Origin of the sequence: Leisingera sp. JC11, assembly GCF_040704725.1 — a bacterium.
GTDB lineage: Bacteria > Pseudomonadota > Alphaproteobacteria > Rhodobacterales > Rhodobacteraceae > Leisingera.
This window is the reverse complement of the sequence record NZ_JBFCVS010000012.1, coordinates 121,643-140,019: the sequence shown is the minus strand read 5'-3', so window position 1 is coordinate 140,019 and position 18,377 is coordinate 121,643. Positions and strand designations below refer to the sequence as shown.

The following is an 18,377-nucleotide window of genomic DNA, read 5'->3' as shown; positions in this document are numbered from 1 at the left end:
GAAACGCTCAGAAGGAGACACAGGCATGAAATTCTTTGCCGACACCGCCATCGTGGCGGACATCGAGGAGCTGGCCCAGTACGGGCTGCTGGACGGAGTCACCACCAACCCCAGCCTGATTGCCAAATCGGGCCGTGATTTCAAACAGGTGATTGCCGAGATCTGCGCCCTGACCGACGGTCCGGTCTCGGCCGAGGTCGCTGCGATGGAGGCCCCCGCCATGATCGCCGAGGGCGAGCATCTGGCCCGGATCGCGGACAATGTGGTGATCAAGCTGCCGCTGACGCTGGAGGGGCTGAAGGCCTGCCGCCACTTCACCGCTCAGGGCATCCGGACCAATGTGACCCTGTGCTTCTCCGCCAACCAGGCGCTGCTGGCGGCCAAGGCGGGCGCCACCTACATCAGCCCCTTCGTCGGCCGGCTCGACGACCTTGGCCTCGACGGCATGGAGCTGATCCGCGAGATCCGCATGATCTGCGACACCTACGCCTTCGAAACCGAGGTGCTGGCCGCCTCGGTCCGCAGCGCCAATCACGTCAAGGAAGCGGCCATCGCCGGTGCCCATGTCGCCACTGTCCCGCCCGTGGTGATCAAGGGGCTGGCAAGCCACGTGCTGACGGACAAGGGCCTCGCGCAGTTCGCCAAGGACTGGGCCGAGACCGGGCAGTCAATCCTCTGAGGCCGTCCCCGGAGCAATGCCGCCCTCTGCCGCGCCCGGCCGGGCTTCCAGCAGCCGCGCAAGGGTCCGGCAGCAGGCGGCGTCCTGCATCTGGCTCACATTGAACCGCATGAACGGCGTCATGCTTTGCGATACGCTGAACACGTTGCCCGGCGCCAGCACCAGGCCCTCCTGCAACGCGGCGCGGGCAATGGCCGCCGCGTCCGCTCCGCCCGGCAGCTCGCACCACAGGTAGAAACCGCCGCGCGGCTGCACCCAGGGCCGGATCCCGAGGTCCGCAAGCTGCGCCTGCACCTGTGCCCGGCAGCGGCGCAGCCGGTGGCGCAGGGCCTCCAGGTGCTTGCGGTAGCTGCCATCCGTCAACACCGCATGCAGCAGCTCCGCCACCATCGGGCTGGGGCCGCTGAAGTTCACCGCAACCTGCAGATCGGTCAGCGCCTCGATCCAGCTGCCGCGGGCCGCGATGTAACCGCAGCGCAGCGAGGCCGACAGGGTCTTGGAAAAGCTGCCGGTCCGCACCACCCGCTCCAGCCCGTCCAGCGTTGCCAGCCGCGGCGACAGGTCCGGCTCGAAGCCTGCAAAGATATCGTCTTCGACAATGATCAGGTCATGCTGCGCGGCCAGCGCCAGAACCCGGTGCGCTACCGGCGCCGAAATCGTCGCGCCGGTCGGATTGTGCAGCGCCGAGTTGGTCAGGTAGAGCCGCGGATGGTGTTCGCCCAGGGCGGCTTCGAAACGGTCGAGATCCGGGCCGTCCGGTGTGTAGGGCACCCCGACGATGCGGATCTGATGCGCCCGCAGCAGCGCCTGGAAATTGAAATAGCAGGGATCATCGACCAGCACGGTGTCGCCCGGGCGCAGCAGCATCCGGCAGACCAGATCCAGCGCCTGCGAGCCGGAGCCGGTCAGCAGCACCTGGTCCGGCGGGCAGGCCAGCCCCTGGTCGAACAGCTGGCGGCTGATATGGCGGCGCAGCCCGGCGGCGCCCTTGGAACTGCCGTATTCGGTCAGCACCGCGTCGGGTGCAGCCGCCAGCGCCCGCATCGCCCGGCGCAGGGCGGCAACCGGCATCCAGTCCTCCGGCAGCCAGCCGCAGCCGGGCTTGGCCGCGCCGGTGCCGGAATCAAGCGACTGCCGCGCCACCCACAACGGGTCCACCTCCCGCGCCAGCTGCGGCCCGGTCTCCGACACCGCAAAGGGCTGCGGCTTGGCGGCCACATAGAACCCCGCGCCCCGCCGGGCCTGGATCACGCCTTCGGCGGCCAGCACATCATAGGCCTCGGCCACGGTCGACGGCGACACGCCCAGCTTGGCCGCGCAGCCCCGGACCGACGGCAGCTTGTCCCCCGCCACCAGCGCCCGCGAGGTGATGCGCCGCCGGATGTCATTGATGACCATCATACGGCGGGAAGGCTGCGCCATGGGGGACCTCGCTGTATTGCTCCGCACACCAGTACAGTTCATCAAAACTGTATGGCTTTGTATCTGTCTATTGCATCACCGCGCCCCTAGAAACCCCAAAAGCACAGGAGAGAGACCATGCAGACGACGTTTTCAGGCTGGGGCAGCGGGCTGCTGGGGGTTGTGATCTTCAGCGGCTCGCTGCCCGCAACCCGCGTTGCGGTCGGCATGCTGGACCCGCTGTTCCTGACTTCGGCCCGCGCTGCCATTGCCGCCCTGCTCGGCGCCGCGCTGCTGCTGCTGCTGCGCCAGCCCCTGCCGCGGCGGCAGGACCTGCCCTCGATCGCGGTGACCGCAGCGGGGGTTGTGATCGGCTTTCCGCTGCTGTCCGCGATGGCGCTGCAGCACATCACCGCGGCGCATTCGACGGTCTTCATCGGCCTGCTGCCGCTGGCAACCGCCGTCTTCGGCGTGCTGCGCGGCGGCGAGCGGCCCGGTCCGCTGTTCTGGCTGTTTTCGATCCTCGGCAGCCTGGCGGTGGCGGGCTTTGCCCTGTCGCAGAGCGCGGATGTGTCGCTGACCGGGGATGCGCTGATGCTGGCCGCCGTAATCTTGTGCGGGCTGGGCTACGCCGAGGGCGCGCAGCTGTCGCGGCGGCTTGGCGGCTGGCAGGTGATCTCCTGGGCGCTGGCGCTGGCGCTGCCGGTGATGGCCGCAGCCGCCTTTGCCTTCCGGCCCGCTACCTTGGCCGGTCTGACCCTGCCGGTCTGGATCAGCCTGGGCTACGTCTCGATGTTCTCGATGCTTATCGGCTTTGTGTTCTGGTACCGCGGCCTGGCACTCGGCGGCACCGCCGGGGTCGGGCAGCTGCAGCTGCTGCAGCCGTTTTTCGGCCTGATCCTCGCCGCGGTGCTGCTGTCAGAGCCGGTGGCCCCCGCCATGCTGGGTGCCACCGCCTTTGTGGTGCTCTGCGTCGCCGGGGCCAAGCGGTATGCGTGACGGCCCGCAGGCCGCCCGGCGGGTTACGGCAGCAGCGCCAGCCTTTTGAGGAACAGCGATTTCACCGCCTCCGCATCCACCGTCATGCAGACCTTGACCGGGTCGCGCCCGCTGTCCGGCGCGGCCAGGGTGGCGCCGGAGGTTTCACTCTCGCAGGACACCTCAAGCGCCACATCGCGCATCCCGAACAGCTCCGGGTTGGTGCAGGCGATCACCGCCGCCGGGTCATGCAGCGAGCAGCCGTTCTTGCCCGCGACCTCCAGATAGAACTTGAGGTAGAAATACGACATCTCCTGCAGCATGCCGCCCAGCTCCGGCGACTTGGAGGCAATCGCCTCGAAGTCCTCGGCCAGGCAGAGAATGCGGTGGGTGACGTCCAGACCGACAAACACCACCTTGCTGCCGCCCTTGCAGACCACATCCGCGGCATGCGGATCATGATAGATATTGGCCTCGGCGTGGGGCGTGATATTGCCGCCCTCCTCCAGCGAGCCGCCCATCACCACGATGGACTTCGCGTTCTGGATGAACTCCGGGTCGCGCTGCATCGCCAGCGCGATATTGGTCAGCGGCCCGATCGGGCAGACCACCAGCTCGCCCTTGTGCTCGCGCGCCATGCGGCAGAGGAAATCCGCGGCGTCCTCCTCCAGCGGCTGGCCCTTGGGCTCTGCCGCGGGGAGGTCGCCAAAGCCTTCCTCGCCGTGCACATGGGACGAGGGCTTGAACGGCGGCAGCACCAGCGGCGCAGTGGCACCCGAGGCCACCGGCACGTCCAGATCCGCCGCTTCCAGCAGGCGCAGCGCGTTGCGGGTGGCGGTTGCCGTGGTCACATTGCCGAAGATCGTGGTCAGGCCCAAGAGGTCGATGTCCGGGGCCGCGGCGGCATAGAAGATCGCCATTGCATCGTCGATGCCCGGATCGGTGTCGATAATCAGTTTCACCATCTGTCTGCCTCTTGGCTTACTTGAACTTGTCCATCAGTTTTTCCAGCGGCGAGCGGGTGTCCGGCGCCGGTTCCTCCTTGGGTGCCTTCCCGGCCTTCGCTTCAGCCTTGGGCTTGGTGGTGGAGCTGCGCGGCGGCGCCACCCGCAGGGCAACCGCATTCATGAACTTGCCGCCGTCGCCCCTGGCCAGTTCCGCCGCACCGTCGGAGATGCCCCGCATCAGGTCGTCCAGCCAGCCCTCATCCGCCTTGGGGAAGTCGCGCAGCACATAGCCCGCCACCGCGTCCTTATGGCCCGGATGGCCGATCCCCAGCCGCACCCGCGCGTAGTCGGCGCCGATATGGGAATGGATCGAGCGCAGCCCGTTGTGGCCGGCATGGCCGCCGCCCTGCTTCATGCGCGCCTTGCCCGGCGCCAGGTCCAGCTCGTCATGCAGAACCACCACATCGGCCGGCGTCAGCTTGTAGAACCGCATCGCCTCCCCCACCGACTGGCCGGACAGGTTCATGAAGGTCTGCGGCTTCAGCAGCAGCACCTTCTCGCCGCCAAGATTGCCCTCGCAGATCTGCGCCTGGAACTTGGACTTCCAGGGGCTGAACCCGTGATCGCCGGCGATCTGGTCCAGCGCCATGAAGCCGATGTTATGGCGGTTGCGCTCATATTTCGGGCCAGGATTGCCAAGGCCGACAAAGAGTTTCATGGACGGAGCTCAATCTGCGTTTCAAGGAAACCGAGTGATGCCCTATTTGGCGCCCGGAATCCAGAGCCGCGCGGCTTCAGACATAGCTGCGGCCGGCCGCATAGGGTGCCAGATCGACATTCGGCTGGCGGCCCTCCGCCAGATCCGCGATCAAGCGCCCGGTGATGCCGCCCAGGGTCAGCCCGATGTGCTGATGGCCAAAGGCATAAAGCACCCGCTCCGACTGCGGGCTGCGGCCAATGACCGGCAGCGAGTCCGGCATCGTCGGGCGGTAGCCCAGCCATTCGCTGCCGGGTGCGGGCAGGCCCCCCAGCATCTCCGCCCCCTTGCGCGCGATGTAGGCCAGCCGGCGCATGTTCATGGGCGCATCCAGCGCCGCGATCTCCACCGTGCCGGTCAGCCGCAAACCCTTTGCATGCGGCACCGCGTAAAACCCGGCCTCGCCCCAGCCCACGGGCCGCGTCACCCGGTGCGCCTCGCCTTCATACATCACGTGGTAGCCGCGCTCGGTGCCCAGGGGCAGACGCTCCGCCCCTGCCCCCGCGATCTGCTTGGAGAATGCACCGCTGGCAATCACTGCATGGCCCGCGGTGAGGCTTTGGCCGCCGGCCTGCACTTCCACGCCCGTGCCTGAAACCCTCACCGCGTCAGCCCTGGCGCGCAGGGTGGTGCCGCCCAATTCGGTATAGGTGCGGTGCATCCGGGTGATGAATTCCAGCGGATCGCGCAAATGCCGGGCGGCGTGAAAATGCACCGCGCGCCTGACGGGCAGCCGCAGCCCCGGCTCCATATCCAGCGCTTCCTCCGGATCCACCTCCCGCCAGGGCACGCCCAGGGCGCGGCGGCGCTCCAGCCCGGCGCTGGCGGCCTTCTCCGTCGACCAGACCGACAGCTGGCCGCGCTCCACCACCAGATCCTGCGCGCCCGCGGCCTCAATCAGCGGATTGATCCCGGCGTCGGCGTGCGACAGCAGATCAGCCAGATGACCCGCTATCCGGCGAGAGGCCGCGGGACGGCAGTTGGCCAGGAAAGACAGCATCCAGCCCGGATTGCGCAGCGCGTGGGCATAGGACAGCGACAACGGGCTGTCCTTGGAAAACATCAGGCTGGGCAGCGAGGTCAGCACCGAGGGATCATTGACCGGCAGGCAGGCATAGGTCGCCAGGGTGCAGGCGTTGCCGTAACTGGTGCCTGATCCCGGGTCCTCCGGGTCGATCAGCAGCACCCTGTGGCCGCGCATCTGCGCCCACAGCGCGCAGCTCATCCCCACGGCCCCTGCGCCTGCAATGGCAATATCGTAATCCGCCATGCCCGTTCCTCCCAATCCTCAGGCGGAACTGGGGCAGCGGCGCGGGCAAAAGTCAATCACCGGAAAACGGCCTGCCGCACTAAAAAAACGGGCCCCCGGATGGGAGCCCGCAAAACCGTTGCCCGAGGGGCGTGGGTCTTATTCTTCAGCAGCTGCTTCCACTGCTTCGCCTTCTTCGCCTTCACCTTCTTCGTCATCGGAAGAGGACAGGCCGCCGGGCGACGCAATGTTGGCAATCACGAAGTCGCGGTCGATGGTCGGCTTGGTGCCTTTCGGCAGCTCGATCGACGAGATGGTGACAACGTCGCCGATGTTCAGGCCGGCCATGTCGACAACCAGCTTCTCGGGGATGTCGCCGGCGGTCACAACCAGCTCAACCTCGGGGCGGGTCACGTTCAGCATGCCGCCCTTCTTGATGCCGGGGGCCTGGTCTTCGTTGATGAACTCAACCGGGATGAACAGGTTGATCTTCGAGGTCCGGCGCAGGCGCATCAGGTCGAGGTGGGTCGGCAGGTCCTTCACCACATCGCGCTGAACGTCGCGGCAGATCACGCGCACGTCGTCATGGCCTTCCACTTTCAGGTTCCACAGGGTGGACTTGAACTGGCCGGCTTTCAGCTTTTTCAGCAGTTCGTTGAACGGGATCTGGATCGCGACCGGATCCACGTCGCCGCCATAAACCACACCCGGAACCATGCCTGCGCGGCGCGCAGCGCGAGCGGCGCCCTTGCCCGTCCCCGCACGTTCCTGGGCTACGAGATCAGGAATCTCTTTTGCCATCTTAATTCTCCAATATGACTGCCGGGGTGCCTCCAAGGCTGTCACCCCGCGTGAAGCCGTGCCTATAGACCCGTTCAGCCGGTTTGGAAAGGGGTTTCGTGCCGCCGCAGCCCTTGCAGGCAGGGCTGCGGCCGCATTTCGTGGTGCTCAGATCGACTTCAGGTACTCCAGCAGCGCCTTTTTGTCCGCTTCTGACAGGCTGGTGCCGTAATCATGGCCGCAGCGGCTATTGCCCGAATCAAGCTGATCGCAGCCGGTGGTCTCGATCACGTGGTCAAAGGCGGTCTGCTCCGCTGCCATGCCCACCGCCTCGATATCGTAGTTCGGGCCGGGTTTGAAGGCCGCCGGGCGGTCTTCGGGCGCGGTCAGCAGGTCGCGCAGCGTCGGCACCGATCCGTTGTGCAGATAAGGCGCCGCAGCCCAGATACCGTCCAGCACCCGCGCCTCGTATTTGCAGCCCGGTTCCGCCGCGGAATTCAGCATTCCTGCATTATCGCCGGTGGGGAAGGCTTTGCGCAGATCCTCGAACTGCGACAGCGCCTTGCGGTCGTCGGCGTTGCCCGGCGTCGCCTCCGCCGCCTTGGCGGTCTTGACGAAATCCTCGCCGAAGGCGCCCAGCGAATGCTGCACGATGGCGCCGATCACCGACACCGCCAGCACGTCGAACGCCTTGGCCTCCGTGCCCAGCGTGGTGCCGGTCAGCGGGATCGACGCGCCGTCCAGCACCCCGGTTTTCACCATGCGCGTCAGCACCCCGCATTCCCGCGTGTCGGTGCCCGCATCCAGGATCGGCGTCTCCCATGTGGTGTGGAAGATCGAGCGGAACTTGCCCTTCTTCTTGCCGTGGCAGGACACGCAGCCGCCCTCGGCTGCGGTACGGTTGAACACCGCCTCGCCTGCCGCCGCCAGATCATGGTCCAGCTCCCACGGCCACTGCGGCGCGCCGATGTCCCAGATCCATTGCTCCAGCTCTTTCAGCCCGTCCCAGTTGGCCGAGTTCCGCGAGATGTAATCGCGGTTGAACAGCAGCCCGGCCTGCGGCTGCGGGCGGAAATCGGCAAAGACGCCGTAAACCTCGCCCAGATTGCGCGACAGGCCCAGCAGGTCGTTGCCGTTGGCGGAGAACCCCGGCCATTGGGTGAAATCCTGCCGCGCAGCGTTCCACAGGAACGGGTAGCGGGTCGGCGCATCCGCCACCGCGATGTTTTCCGGGATCAGGTAATCGTCGGAGGCCTCACCGATATCCAGCCCCGCCAGGCGGTTGAAGATCATCGACACCGCATCCAGCCGCGCAGGTCCCCAGGCCGGGTCCGGCAGCGAGCGGTCAATCAGGGTGTGGAACCGGTTGCTCCAGACCTCAACCTGCTCCTTCAGCGCGTTGCGTTCAGAAACTGACCCGCCGCTGACCAGCACCTTGTCCGCAAAAGTGTCAAAGGCGCCTGCATCCGCCAGCACCGCCAGCACGGCCTCGTCCAGATCCTTCAGGAAGCTTTGGAAGTCGACGATGCCGGGGCCGCCGTCGATCCGGTAGGCGGTGCCGCTGACCTCGATCTGGCGGGTGTGGCAGGCGGAACAGGTCACCCCCACCGCCGTATCCGCGCCGCTGCCATTGGTGGTGAAGCCCGCGGGCAGGTCCGCGTCCTGCCGCCCGGCCATCGGCAGGTAGCCGTAGCGCGCCAGCGCATCATGCAGGAACGCCTCGCCGTCCGGCAGGGTCAGCGCCCGCATCCAGCTGATGGGCATGATGCGGGCGCCCTGGTCCTGGGTATAGAACTGCTGGCGCAGGCCGGGCGTCCAGTCGCTGCCCTGGTTGACATAAACCGTCTGCGCCGCCGCCGGCGCCGCCATCGCTGCCGCGCCGATCGCGCAGGTTGCCAGGAACGTCCTCATCAAATCCTCCCGATACCAAATCTCACAACCAAAGGTTGCGCGCATACGGGAGGCTTGGACAGCAAAAACTCTGTTCGTTTGTCTTTATTTCGCTGGCTTCACGCTTGCCAGCGGCCGCCGAAATCCTCCGGGATCAGCAGGTTATGGCGCCCCAGGCCCTCGACAGAGCGCTCGCCGCACAGCGCCATGGTGGTGTCCAGCTCCTTGCGGATCACCTCCAGCGCCGCGGTGACGCCCTGCTGCCCCATGGCACCGAGGCCATAGACAAAGGCGCGGCCGATCATGGTGCCCTTGGCGCCCAGCGCCAGCGCCTTCAGCACGTCCTGGCCGGAGCGGATGCCGCTGTCCAGATGCACCTCGACGTCGCTGCCCACCGCATCCATGATCTCCGGCAGCATCCGAATTGAGCTCAGCGCCCCGTCCAGCTGCCGCCCGCCGTGGTTCGACACCACGATGGCATCGGCGCCCAGCTTGGCCGCCATTTTGGCGTCCTCGGCGTCCAGGATCCCCTTCAGGATCACCTTGCCACCCCACATCTCCATCAGCTTTTCGACCTTGCCCCAGTCCAGCGCCGGGTCGAACTGCTCTGCAGTCCAGGCGCCCAGCTGCGAGGTGTCGGAGACCCCCTGCACGTGGCCGACGATATTGCCGAAATTGCGCCGCTTGGCCCCCAGCATCTGCAGGCCCCAGGTCCATTTGGTCATCAGGTTGGCAATGGTGGCGGGTGTCAGCTTCGGCGGGGCGGACAGGCCGTTTTTCAGGTCCTTGTGGCGCTGGCCCAGGATCTGCAAGTCCAGCGTGATCACCAGCGCCGAGCATTTGGCATCCTTGGCCCGCTGGATCAGGCGGCGGATGTAGTCTTCGTCCTTCATCGTATAGAGCTGGAACCAGAACGGCTTACCGGTCGCCTCCGCCACTTCCTCGATCGAGTTGATCGACATGGTGGACAGGGTGAAGGGCACGCCGAATTCCTCCGCCGCGCGGGCCGCCTTGATCTCGCCGTCGGCGTGCTGCATCCCGGTCAGCCCCACCGGCGCCAGCGCCACCGGCATCGCCACGTCCTGGCCGATCATCCGGGTCGCCGTGGTGCGCCCGGTCATGTCCACCGCCACCCGCTGGCGCAGGCGGATCTGCTCGAAGTCCGAGGTGTTCTCGCGGAAGGTCTGTTCGGTCCAGCTGCCGCTTTCGGCATAGTCATAGAACATCCGCGGCACACGGCGTTCATAGATGCGCTTCAGGTCGTTGATATTGGTAATCACCGGCACCGGACTCTCTCCCGCTTTAATTTGGTAAAGTTTCTTTACCAATTCAAAACAGCAAAAGCAACGCCCCGTTTGCCGCACCCCTGGAAACGCAAAAACCGCGCCCGGAGGCGCGGCTTTTCAATCCTGACTGTGTAAGAGCGTCAGCCCTTGTGGGCGCCGTCCGCGAGGGATTTCACAAACGCCAGCACCTCGGCCGGGGATTTGCCGGCGCCGATCTGGCTGACGATGGCACTGCCCACCACCGCACCGTCGGAGATCGAGGCGATGTTCTGCGCCTTCTCCGGCGTATTGATGCCAAAGCCCACGATGACCGGCAGATCGGTGGCCGCCTTGATCCGGGCGACCTCGGGGCCGACGTCGCCGGCCTCGGCCTCGGCGGCGCCGGTGATGCCGGTGATCGACACGTAGTAGACAAAGCCAGAGGTGTTCTGCAGCACCTTGGGCAGGCGCGCGTCGTCGGTGGTGGGGGTGGCCAGGCGGATGAAGTTCAGCCCCGCCTTCTGTGCCGGGATGCACAGCTCGTCATCCTCTTCCGGCGGCAGGTCCACCACGATCAGCCCGTCGATGCCCGCAGCCTTGGCGTCTTCCAGGAACTTGTCCACGCCGCGGTTGTAGATCGGGTTGTAGTAGCCCATCAGCACGATCGGGGTGGTGTCGTCGCCCTTGCGGAAGTCAGCAGCCAGCTGCAGCGTCTTTTCCAGGGTCATGCCGCCGTCCAGCGCGCGCTGGCCGGCCAGCTGGATGGTCGGGCCGTCGGCCATCGGATCGGTGAACGGCAGGCCCAGCTCGATGATGTCGACGCCGGCGGCCGGCAGCCCCTTCACCACCTCCAGCGAGGTCTCGTAGTCGGGGTCGCCCGCCATCACATAGGTGACAAAGGCTTTCTTGCCGGCGGCGTTCAGTTCGGCGAATTTGGCATCGATACGGGTCATGGGCGGGCCTTTTGAAATCTGTCCGCCCCGGTGTGCCGAATGTTGCGCGGGAAATCAATCCCGCGCAGTTTTGCGGCCCGGCTCAGCCGCCCAACGGAATATGCCAGCGCAGGGTCAGCGAGTTCACGCCCGGGTTCTCATCCGCAGTGGAGGCGTTGGACTTGTGGCTGAACGCCAGCGACACCGCCTTGCCGTTGTGGAACCGTTTGCCCACCGCCAGCAGGCTGCGGATTTCGAAGGCGGAGCCCAGATCATTCTCCCGCGAGCTCTCGTGATAGGCCCCCGGCATCACGCTGGTCTCGATGAACCAGTCGTTGTTCAGGTCGATCACGCCGCTGATGCCGACACCGGCAAAAATGTCGCCCGCATCCTGCACCTCCAGCGTGGCGCCGAACCGCGCCGACAGCCGGCCGCGCTCATGAAACGGCGCATGCAGGTAGTCCACCGAGAAAATCGCCCCGTCGTCGGCGGTCTCGCGGTGGTAGTCGGAATAGCCCAGACCCAGCGCCAGTTCCTGCGACGCAGCAGGCAGTGCCATGGCTGCCGAAACCGCGGCCGCCAGAATTACCGTCTTCTTCATTTTTCGCCCCTCGAAAAAATAATGACTTTTGGCCAAGCTTTTTCAGCTCTCTTCTAAAACTCCCTGAATCTTTGCCAAGGGCGTTATGGAAAATCAGTGTGCATACTGTCTGTGAAGCGGCACACAGATGGCGACTGTGGCAGTTCTGCCATCCACACATGGCTTGCACGGGACCCCAATGCTGCCTAGAAGCAGCTCCCAAATGGCATCAGGAGGCCGCAATGGGCTTTAAAATGGGAATCGTCGGCCTGCCCAACGTGGGCAAATCGACGCTGTTCAACGCGCTGACCAAAACCGCCTCGGCGCAGGCGGCCAACTTTCCGTTCTGCACCATCGAACCCAACGTGGGTGAGGTCGGCGTGCCGGACGCGCGGCTGGACAAGCTGGCGGCAATTGCCGGCTCCAAGCAGATCATCCCGACCCGGATGACTTTCGTCGACATCGCGGGCCTGGTGAAAGGCGCCTCCAAGGGCGAAGGACTGGGCAACCAGTTCCTGGCCAACATCCGCGAAACCGATGCGATTGCCCATGTGCTGCGCTGCTTTGAAGACGGCGACGTGACCCATGTGGACGGCCGCGTCGATCCGGTCACGGACGCCGAGGTGATCGAGACCGAGCTGATGCTGGCCGACCTCGAAAGCATCGAGAAGCGCCGCGCCAACCTGGTGCGCAAGCTGAAGGGCAACGACAAGGAAGCCCAGCAGCAGGACCGCTTGCTGGCCGCCGCGCAGGCGATGCTGGAAGACGGCAAGCCTGCCCGCCTGGTCGAGGTCGACGCCGAGGACGCCAAGGCCTGGAAGATGCTGCAACTGCTGACCACCAAGCCGGTCCTGTACGTGTGCAACGTGGGCGAGTCGGAATCGGTCGAGGGCAACGCCCACTCCGCCAAGGTCGCCGAAATGGCCGCGGCGCAGGGCAACAGCCATGTGATCATCTCTGCCCAGATCGAGGAAGAGATCAGCCAGCTGGAAGCCGAAGAAGCCCAAATGTTCCTGGAGGAAATGGGTCTGGAGGAGGCTGGTTTGGACCGGCTGATCCGCGCAGGCTATGAGCTGCTTCACCTGGAAACATACTTTACAGTCGGCCCCAAGGAAGCACGCGCCTGGACCATCCGCACAGGCACCGCAGCGCCGCAGGCGGCGGGTGTTATCCACGGCGATTTCGAGAAGGGCTTCATCCGGGCCGAAACCATCGCCTATGACGATTTCATCGCCTGCAACGGCGAACAGGGCGCCAAGGAAGCCGGCAAGATGCGGGCCGAAGGCAAAAGCTATGTCGTCAAGGACGGCGACGTGCTGCACTTCCTGTTCAACACCTGATCCGCATTCCGGTGAGTTTCTAAGCCGCCCGTCAGCCCCGCTGGCGGGCGGTTTGCGTTTGACAGCCCCGCCCCCGCTGCCGGAAATACCGGGACGGGCGGCAGTTTCGCCCTATCATTACACTCAACCGTATCAGGGACGGGGCACCCCATGAACAAAGACGACAGCATCAACGTACTGGGCGGCCCGCTTGCGCCCTGCTCCACCGCGCCGGTGACCGGGTTCTTCCGCGACGGCCATTGCAACACCTGCGCCGAGGATCAGGGCAGCCACACGGTCTGCGTGGTGACCACGGCGGAGTTTCTGGCATTTTCCAAATATGTCGGCAACGACCTGTCGACGCCGCGTCCCGAGTTCAGCTTTACGGGCCTGCAGCCCGGCGACCGCTGGTGCCTGTGCGCCGCCCGCTTCCTGCAGGCCGCGGACGAGGGCTGCGCGCCCAAGGTCCTGCTGGAGGCCACCCACATGCGCGCGCTCGACATCGTGCCGCTGAGCGTGCTGCAAAGCTACGCCGCCGACCCGGCCTGAGGCCGCCCGCAGAAGGGCTGCAACAAAAAAGGCGCCCCCCGCGGGGCGCCTGTTCGTTTGTCCTGCGTGTCCGCTCACTCCTCGAAGGTGCGGCCTTCCTCGGTGTCGGACATGTCGAAACCCAGGTGCTTGGCGACGGTGAACACGTCCTTGTCGCCGCGGCCGCACATGTTCATCACGATGATGTGGTCCTTGGGCAGCTCCGGCGCGATCTTCATCACGTGGGCCAGCGCGTGGCTGGGTTCCAGCGCCGGGATGATGCCCTCGGTGCGGCAGCTGACCTGGAAGGCCTCCAGCGCTTCCTTGTCGGTGATCGAGACATATTGCGCACGCCCCGTGTCATGCAGCCAGGAATGCTCCGGCCCGATGCCCGGGTAATCGAGGCCCGCGGAGATTGAGAAGCCCTCCTGGATCTGGCCGTCCTCGTCCTGCAGCAGGTAGGTGCGGTTGCCGTGCAGCACGCCGGGGCGGCCGCCGGTGAGGGATGCGCAGTGCTGCATCCGGTCATCCACGCCCTTACCGCCTGCCTCGACGCCGATGATGTTCACCGAGGCATCGTCCAGGAACGGGTAAAACAGGCCGATGGCATTGGAGCCGCCGCCGATCGCGGCAATCACGGTGTCCGGCAGGCGGCCTTCGCCTTCCTGCTCGGCCAGCTGCCAGCGGACTTCCTTGCCGATGATCGACTGGAAATCACGCACCATCGCCGGGTACGGGTGCGGGCCCGCGGCGGTGCCGATGCAATAGAAGGTGTCGCGCACGTTGGTGACCCAATCACGCAGCGCATCGTTCATCGCGTCCTTCAGGGTGCCGCGGCCGGAAGTGACCGGGATCACCTCGGCGCCCAGCAGGCGCATGCGGAACACGTTCGGCGCCTGCCGCTTCACGTCGTGGGCGCCCATGTAGACGATGCACTTGAGGCCGAACTTGGCGCAGACGGTGGCGGTGGCCACGCCGTGCTGGCCGGCCCCGGTTTCGGCGATGATGCGGGTCTTGCCCATGCGGCGCGCCAGCAGGATCTGGCCCAGCACATTGTTCACCTTATGCGCGCCGGTGTGGTTCAGCTCGTCGCGCTTCATGTAGATCTTGGCGCCGCCCAGTTCCGCCGTCAGGCGCTCCGCGTGATAGAGCGGGCTGGGGCGGCCGACATAGTGCTTCCACAGGGCGTCCATCTCGGCCCAGAAGGAGGGGTCGTCCTTGGCCTTGTTGTATTCTTCCTCAAGGCTCAGGATCAGCGGCATCAGGGTTTCGGACACGAAACGCCCGCCGAAGATGCCGAAACGGCCGTTTTCGTCCGGACCGTTCATGAAGCTGTTGAAAAGATCGTCGGCCATGGTTCTTCCCTCACTTTCGCAGCGCCCGCCATGACTATAGCGCGGCAGCGCCATGGTAAAGGGAGATTGCGCAACCGGTTTGATCCGGCCAAGGCCCCTACCCTGCCGGTGTGTTCCTGTCTTGCTATGGTCTGCTGCCTGTCCTTCAGGCTGGAAGATGCAGATTGGCGGCGCCGCCAAGGGGCGGAGGCGGGACGGGAGGGTTGCTCCCGCACGCTGAACGTTGTCTCTGCGCGCCCTTGCCAAAGGGCCCTGTTCCTGGGTGCCGGGGGTGTCAGGCCCGGGGGGTGACCGCGATCAGGGGAGAGCATGGCATATGCGGTTTAAGATGCGGTGACAGGGGCGTACGCAGGGCACGCAACACCCCGGCCGGTGCGCCTTGGAGCAGCAGCTGCGTAGTGAGTATTTATGCAAAGAAGAAGAAACAGGATGCCGCTTCTTCTTTGTCCAAATACTCAAATCCCGCACTGTGCAAGCCAGGCTTAAGGGGACGGCGGTGCGAGCCGTCAGCCGCGGGCGGCGTGGGCCGCCTTGGTGAAGGCGTCGATCAGGCCCGCATCCTTTTCGCCCGGCGCGCTTTCGACGCCGGAGGACACATCGACCTGCCGGGCGCCGGTCATGCGGATGGCTTCACCCACGTTTTCCGGCGTCAGCCCGCCAGCCAGCATCCAAGGCTTTCGCCAGTATTTCCGCCCCGCCAGCAGCCGCCAGTCGAAGGCGAGGCCGTTGCCACCGGGCAGTTCTGCCTCCTTGGGCGGCTTGGCGTCGATCAAGAGCTGGTCGGCCACCTGTTCATAAAGCGCGATCTGCGGCACGTCCGACGCATCGGCGATGCCCACCGCCTTCATCACCGGCAGGCCGTAGCGGGCGCGCACCTCGGCCACCCGCTCCGGGCTTTCCTTGCCATGGAGCTGCAGCATGTCGAGCGGCACCGCGCCGGTGATTGCGTCCAGATCATCGTCGGAGGCATTCACCGTCAGCGCCACCTTGCACAGGCCAATTGGAGCCTCGATGGCCAGCGCGGCGGCCTGGGCGATGGAGACGTTGCGCGGCGATTTCGGGAAGAAAACAAAACCCGCATAGGCCGCCCCGGCCGCGGCAACGGCTGCCACATCCTGCGGCGTGCTGAGCCCGCAGATCTTGACCCGGATGTCACTCATGGCTGGCTCAGTTCGCGTCTTCGAGAAGCGCCAGGACCTCGTCCTTGCCTTCGTTCTTCTGCTTCTTGAGGCGGGTCACCTCGCGGTTCAGCTTGCGCGCCTCGCGGGCCTTCTGGGCGGCCTCGCTGCGGTGCTTGTGCTCGCGCAGCCATTCCCACAGGAAGCCGATCACCAGCCCAGCGCCAACCCCGCCCAGCACCACCACAAAGAGCGGCAGCGAGATGCTGTAGTTGAAGCCGAACAGCTCCGCCAATGCCGCAGGCATCAGTTTCAGCTCAACCACCGTGCTGTTGGCCAGACAGACGGACACCAGCACAACGGCCAGTGCCCCAAGAACCGCGTAGCGAATGTAACGCATCAGGCTTTCCCGTTCAGGCGGTCCCTCAAGAGTTTACCCGTCTTGAAGAACGGCACATGTTTTTCCTCGACATTGACCGTCTCGCCGGTGCGGGGATTGCGGCCGACGCGCGCGTCCCGCTTTTTGACCGAAAAGGCGCCGAAGCCGCGCAGTTCGACCCGGTCGCCGCGCGCCATGGCATCGGTCACTTCCTCGAACACCGTGTTCACGATCCTCTCTACATCCCGCTGATACAGGTGCGGGTTTTCGTCTGCAATCTTCTGAATCAACTCAGAGCGGATCATGTTCTTTTTCCTCCCAGGATGCCGGTATGTTCTGGCTATTATTCTGAGAGTATAGGAAAAATTCGCGCGCGGGGGAACAAAATGCCGCAGGTTTGACGGCCAAATCGGCGGCTCTTCACCACCTTTTCAGGCTGCAAGGGCCCAATCCAGGGCGGCAAGGCGCCGCCGCAGCGCGGCATCGGCGCCGGTGCGCCGGCCAGGCCCCGCTTGATTCGCGGCGGCCGCGGCCTGCTGCCTTCAGTGCCCTGAAACCGGCATCTCACGAGGCCGGGCGCGCCGGATGCGGCATGCCGGGCGGGCAGATGCCGCATATGAAACTATATTTCCGCAAAGTAAAACTTTTTTATTGTAAAGCGCCCCGCATCGCTCATCCTTCCGGTAACCAGCCGCGTCAGAAGAGCTGACCGGATCTGGTCCCAATCGAACCGGCGCGCCCGCTCTTTGGCGGCAACGGGCGCCGGCCTGTCAAAGCTGGTGGCAAACAACCGGCAGGACGGCAAACCAACTTGGAGAGAACTAATAATGCCATTGGACATGAGCACGATACATGTACAGCAAGTCACCCTGAATTCCCTGGTGCAGAACATACTGTATGCATCGGGTATCGTCGGGGCCATCCTGGTCGTCGTCGGCCTGCTGCTGATCGACGCGGGCACCGCGCGGCGGCGGAACCTGTTCAACTCGACCATCGAGAAGACGCTGGGGTTCTTCCTCGGCTTTGCCACTTATTACGTCATCGGTTTCGGCCTGTGGGCTGGGCAGTATTACATCATGGAAGGCGCGACCATGATGGATTCAATCAAGGACTGGTGGCTGGGCGGCGCCATGACAAACGCCCTGGCGCATCATACCGACCCGGCGACCTTCCCGGGGCTGAACACCTTCCAGATCTTCATCTTCTTCCTGGCGGTGTTTGCGGGCATCATCAACATCCTGCTGCACTTCGCGGTGTCGGAGCGGATGAAGGCCTCGGCCTATTTCATCACCTGCATCGTGGCTGCTGTGGTGTCCTCCGCGCTGAGCTGGGCGACCTGGGGCTCTGTCGGGCCGCTGACCAATGCCGGTTTCCACGACTTCTTCGGCGTCGGTTTTGTCTACCTGTTCCCGGCAGGCATGGCGCTGGTGTTCACCCCCAAGCTGGGCGCCCGCCCCGGCATGATGGCGCCGCATCCGCGGATCTCGGCCTATCTGGCGCCGAGCATCGGCCTGTGCGCGCCGGGCCTGCTGCTGATCTTTGCCGGCCTGCCGATGGTGATCCTGTCCTGCCTGTTCTTCTTTGACCCCGAGGCGCTGGCGGTCAGCGTCACCATGGCCGACACCAGCGTCGGCATCGCCATCAACAACTACGCCATGGTCTGGGCAGGCGGCGCCATCACCGGACTGCTGATCGCCTATGCCACCGGCAAATACGCCTATACCCTGCTGGGGCCGCTGGCGGGCTATGTCGCAGGCGCATCCGGCTTTGATGTCTACCTGCCCTGGCAGGCCTTCATCGTCGGCCTGGTGGCGCCGTTTGCAGCCTATGCGGTCTATGAGTTCACCCTGAAGCGCGGCATCGACGAGCACAAGCTGTTCCCGCTGTTCCTGGGCTGCGGCACCCTGGGCATGGTGCTGCTGGGCCTGTTCAAGGCCGGCACCCCGCGCGGCGGCTACTTCGGGATCGAGGAAGGCGCCTATGCGTTCCAGCACGGTGAAATCTCGCTGGTGATGCAGCTGGTGGGCACTGCCGCCTGCATCGGCACCGGAGTGGTCACGGCGCTGATCCTGGCCTTCATCCTGGAGCGGACGGTCGGCCTGAAAGTCTCCGAGGACGATCAGATCGACGGGCTGGACGGCAAGAACTGGGACCTGGAGCCGGATGTTGTAACCCACGCGGACAGCACCCAGCACGCCGCCTGATCCCGCACATGATGCG

Annotated in this window: 18 protein-coding genes; 5 read left to right on the top strand and 13 right to left on the bottom strand. The window is 65.3% G+C overall.

Annotated elements, in window-relative coordinates; translation table 11 throughout:
- Positions 1-25 precede the first annotated feature (25 nt).
- A complete protein-coding gene (gene fsa / locus AB1A62_RS14860) occupies positions 26-679 on the top strand; it encodes a fructose-6-phosphate aldolase (protein ID WP_366662236.1) in 654 nt (217 codons plus the stop codon).
- On the opposite strand, the gene AB1A62_RS14855 is transcribed toward fsa, so the two are convergent.
- Complete coding sequence (locus AB1A62_RS14855) at positions 668-2,101, bottom strand: PLP-dependent aminotransferase family protein (protein WP_366662235.1); 1,434 nt, start codon at positions 2,099-2,101, stop codon at positions 668-670. The genes fsa and AB1A62_RS14855 overlap by 12 nt on opposite strands.
- A 117-nt stretch (positions 2,102-2,218) precedes the next feature.
- On the opposite strand from AB1A62_RS14855, the gene AB1A62_RS14850 reads away from it, so the two are divergent.
- Entirely contained in the window at positions 2,219-3,079 is an 861-nt protein-coding gene (locus tag AB1A62_RS14850; protein ID WP_366662234.1) for a DMT family transporter, read from the top strand.
- A gap of 23 nt (positions 3,080-3,102) precedes the next feature.
- On the opposite strand, the gene AB1A62_RS14845 is transcribed toward AB1A62_RS14850, so the two are convergent.
- The 8 genes from AB1A62_RS14845 to AB1A62_RS14810 form a co-directional block, all read right to left on the bottom strand.
- Positions 3,103-4,023, bottom strand: coding sequence for a nucleoside hydrolase (locus AB1A62_RS14845; RefSeq protein ID WP_366662232.1), 921 nt, complete (start codon positions 4,021-4,023; stop codon positions 3,103-3,105).
- A gap of 16 nt (positions 4,024-4,039) precedes the next feature.
- A complete protein-coding gene (gene pth, locus AB1A62_RS14840; protein WP_366662231.1) occupies positions 4,040-4,723 on the bottom strand; it encodes an aminoacyl-tRNA hydrolase in 684 nt (227 codons plus the stop codon).
- Between the two features lie 76 nt (positions 4,724-4,799).
- A complete protein-coding gene (locus tag AB1A62_RS14835; protein ID WP_366662230.1) occupies positions 4,800-6,032 on the bottom strand; it encodes an FAD-dependent oxidoreductase in 1,233 nt (410 codons plus the stop codon).
- A 138-nt stretch (positions 6,033-6,170) separates the two neighbouring features.
- The gene (locus tag AB1A62_RS14830; protein WP_366662229.1) at positions 6,171-6,812 is read right to left on the bottom strand and encodes a 50S ribosomal protein L25/general stress protein Ctc; all 642 of its coding nucleotides are present in this window, start codon (positions 6,810-6,812) and stop codon (positions 6,171-6,173) included.
- A gap of 147 nt (positions 6,813-6,959) precedes the next feature.
- Positions 6,960-8,702 (bottom strand): di-heme-cytochrome C peroxidase, encoded by a 1,743-nt coding sequence (locus AB1A62_RS14825; RefSeq protein WP_366662228.1) that lies wholly within the window; start codon positions 8,700-8,702, stop codon positions 6,960-6,962.
- A 98-nt stretch (positions 8,703-8,800) separates the two neighbouring features.
- On the bottom strand, positions 8,801-9,967 hold the full coding sequence (locus AB1A62_RS14820; protein WP_366662227.1) for an alpha-hydroxy acid oxidase: 1,167 nt from the start codon (positions 9,965-9,967) through the stop codon (positions 8,801-8,803).
- Between the two features lie 140 nt (positions 9,968-10,107).
- Positions 10,108-10,899 carry a tryptophan synthase subunit alpha gene (trpA, locus tag AB1A62_RS14815; RefSeq protein ID WP_366662226.1) on the bottom strand — a complete coding sequence of 264 codons (792 nt, stop codon included), beginning with the start codon at positions 10,897-10,899 and terminating at the stop codon, positions 10,108-10,110.
- Positions 10,900-10,981: 82 nt separating this feature from the next.
- Positions 10,982-11,479: an acyloxyacyl hydrolase gene (locus tag AB1A62_RS14810; RefSeq protein WP_366662225.1), complete on the bottom strand. Its 498-nt coding sequence runs from the start codon at positions 11,477-11,479 to the stop codon at positions 10,982-10,984.
- A 221-nt stretch (positions 11,480-11,700) separates the two neighbouring features.
- On the opposite strand from AB1A62_RS14810, the gene ychF reads away from it, so the two are divergent.
- Positions 11,701-12,798 (top strand): redox-regulated ATPase YchF, encoded by a 1,098-nt coding sequence (ychF, locus tag AB1A62_RS14805; protein WP_039183741.1) that lies wholly within the window; start codon positions 11,701-11,703, stop codon positions 12,796-12,798.
- Between the two features lie 150 nt (positions 12,799-12,948).
- Positions 12,949-13,326, top strand: a complete 378-nt coding sequence (locus AB1A62_RS14800) for a DUF2237 domain-containing protein (protein WP_366662224.1) — start codon at positions 12,949-12,951, stop codon at positions 13,324-13,326.
- Between the two features lie 74 nt (positions 13,327-13,400).
- On the opposite strand, the gene trpB is transcribed toward AB1A62_RS14800, so the two are convergent.
- The 4 genes from trpB to ihfB form a co-directional block, all read right to left on the bottom strand.
- Positions 13,401-14,660, bottom strand: a complete 1,260-nt coding sequence (gene trpB, locus AB1A62_RS14795; RefSeq protein WP_366662223.1) for a tryptophan synthase subunit beta — start codon at positions 14,658-14,660, stop codon at positions 13,401-13,403.
- 506 nt (positions 14,661-15,166) lie between these two features.
- Positions 15,167-15,820, bottom strand: coding sequence for a phosphoribosylanthranilate isomerase (locus tag AB1A62_RS14790; protein WP_366662222.1), 654 nt, complete (start codon positions 15,818-15,820; stop codon positions 15,167-15,169).
- A 7-nt stretch (positions 15,821-15,827) separates the two neighbouring features.
- Entirely contained in the window at positions 15,828-16,178 is a 351-nt protein-coding gene (locus tag AB1A62_RS14785; RefSeq protein ID WP_366662221.1) for a lipopolysaccharide assembly protein LapA domain-containing protein, read from the bottom strand.
- A complete protein-coding gene (gene ihfB, locus AB1A62_RS14780) occupies positions 16,178-16,501 on the bottom strand; it encodes an integration host factor subunit beta (protein ID WP_366662245.1) in 324 nt (107 codons plus the stop codon). The genes AB1A62_RS14785 and ihfB overlap by 1 nt, the downstream gene beginning before the upstream one ends.
- Positions 16,502-16,996: 495 nt before the next feature.
- Here ihfB and AB1A62_RS14775 point away from each other — a divergent pair, with 495 nt between their 5' ends.
- Entirely contained in the window at positions 16,997-18,361 is a 1,365-nt protein-coding gene (locus AB1A62_RS14775) for an ammonium transporter (RefSeq protein WP_366662220.1), read from the top strand.
- Positions 18,362-18,377 lie beyond the last annotated feature (16 nt).

Bases quoted from the DNA above. Each gene is read 5' to 3' on its own strand.
- AB1A62_RS14790 (WP_366662222.1), bottom strand. From the start codon at position 15,820: ATGAGTGACATCCGGGTCAAGATCTGCGGGCTCAGCACGCCGCAGGAT.
- AB1A62_RS14835 (WP_366662230.1), bottom strand. From the start codon at position 6,032: ATGGCGGATTACGATATTGCCATTGCAGGCGCAGGGGCCGTGGGGATG.
- AB1A62_RS14785 (WP_366662221.1), bottom strand. From the start codon at position 16,178: ATGCGTTACATTCGCTACGCGGTTCTTGGGGCACTGGCCGTTGTGCTG.
- AB1A62_RS14810 (WP_366662225.1), bottom strand. From the start codon at position 11,479: ATGAAGAAGACGGTAATTCTGGCGGCCGCGGTTTCGGCAGCCATGGCA.
- AB1A62_RS14845 (WP_366662232.1), bottom strand. From the start codon at position 4,023: ATGGTGAAACTGATTATCGACACCGATCCGGGCATCGACGATGCAATG.
- AB1A62_RS14825 (WP_366662228.1), bottom strand. From the start codon at position 8,702: ATGAGGACGTTCCTGGCAACCTGCGCGATCGGCGCGGCAGCGATGGCG.
- AB1A62_RS14850 (WP_366662234.1), top strand. From the start codon at position 2,219: ATGCAGACGACGTTTTCAGGCTGGGGCAGCGGGCTGCTGGGGGTTGTG.
- ychF (WP_039183741.1), top strand. From the start codon at position 11,701: ATGGGCTTTAAAATGGGAATCGTCGGCCTGCCCAACGTGGGCAAATCG.
- pth (WP_366662231.1), bottom strand. From the start codon at position 4,723: ATGAAACTCTTTGTCGGCCTTGGCAATCCTGGCCCGAAATATGAGCGC.
- fsa (WP_366662236.1), top strand. From the start codon at position 26: ATGAAATTCTTTGCCGACACCGCCATCGTGGCGGACATCGAGGAGCTG.
- AB1A62_RS14800 (WP_366662224.1), top strand. From the start codon at position 12,949: ATGAACAAAGACGACAGCATCAACGTACTGGGCGGCCCGCTTGCGCCC.
- AB1A62_RS14775 (WP_366662220.1), top strand. From the start codon at position 16,997: ATGAGCACGATACATGTACAGCAAGTCACCCTGAATTCCCTGGTGCAG.
- trpA (WP_366662226.1), bottom strand. From the start codon at position 10,899: ATGACCCGTATCGATGCCAAATTCGCCGAACTGAACGCCGCCGGCAAG.
- AB1A62_RS14855 (WP_366662235.1), bottom strand. From the start codon at position 2,101: ATGGCGCAGCCTTCCCGCCGTATGATGGTCATCAATGACATCCGGCGG.
- AB1A62_RS14830 (WP_366662229.1), bottom strand. From the start codon at position 6,812: ATGGCAAAAGAGATTCCTGATCTCGTAGCCCAGGAACGTGCGGGGACG.
- trpB (WP_366662223.1), bottom strand. From the start codon at position 14,660: ATGGCCGACGATCTTTTCAACAGCTTCATGAACGGTCCGGACGAAAAC.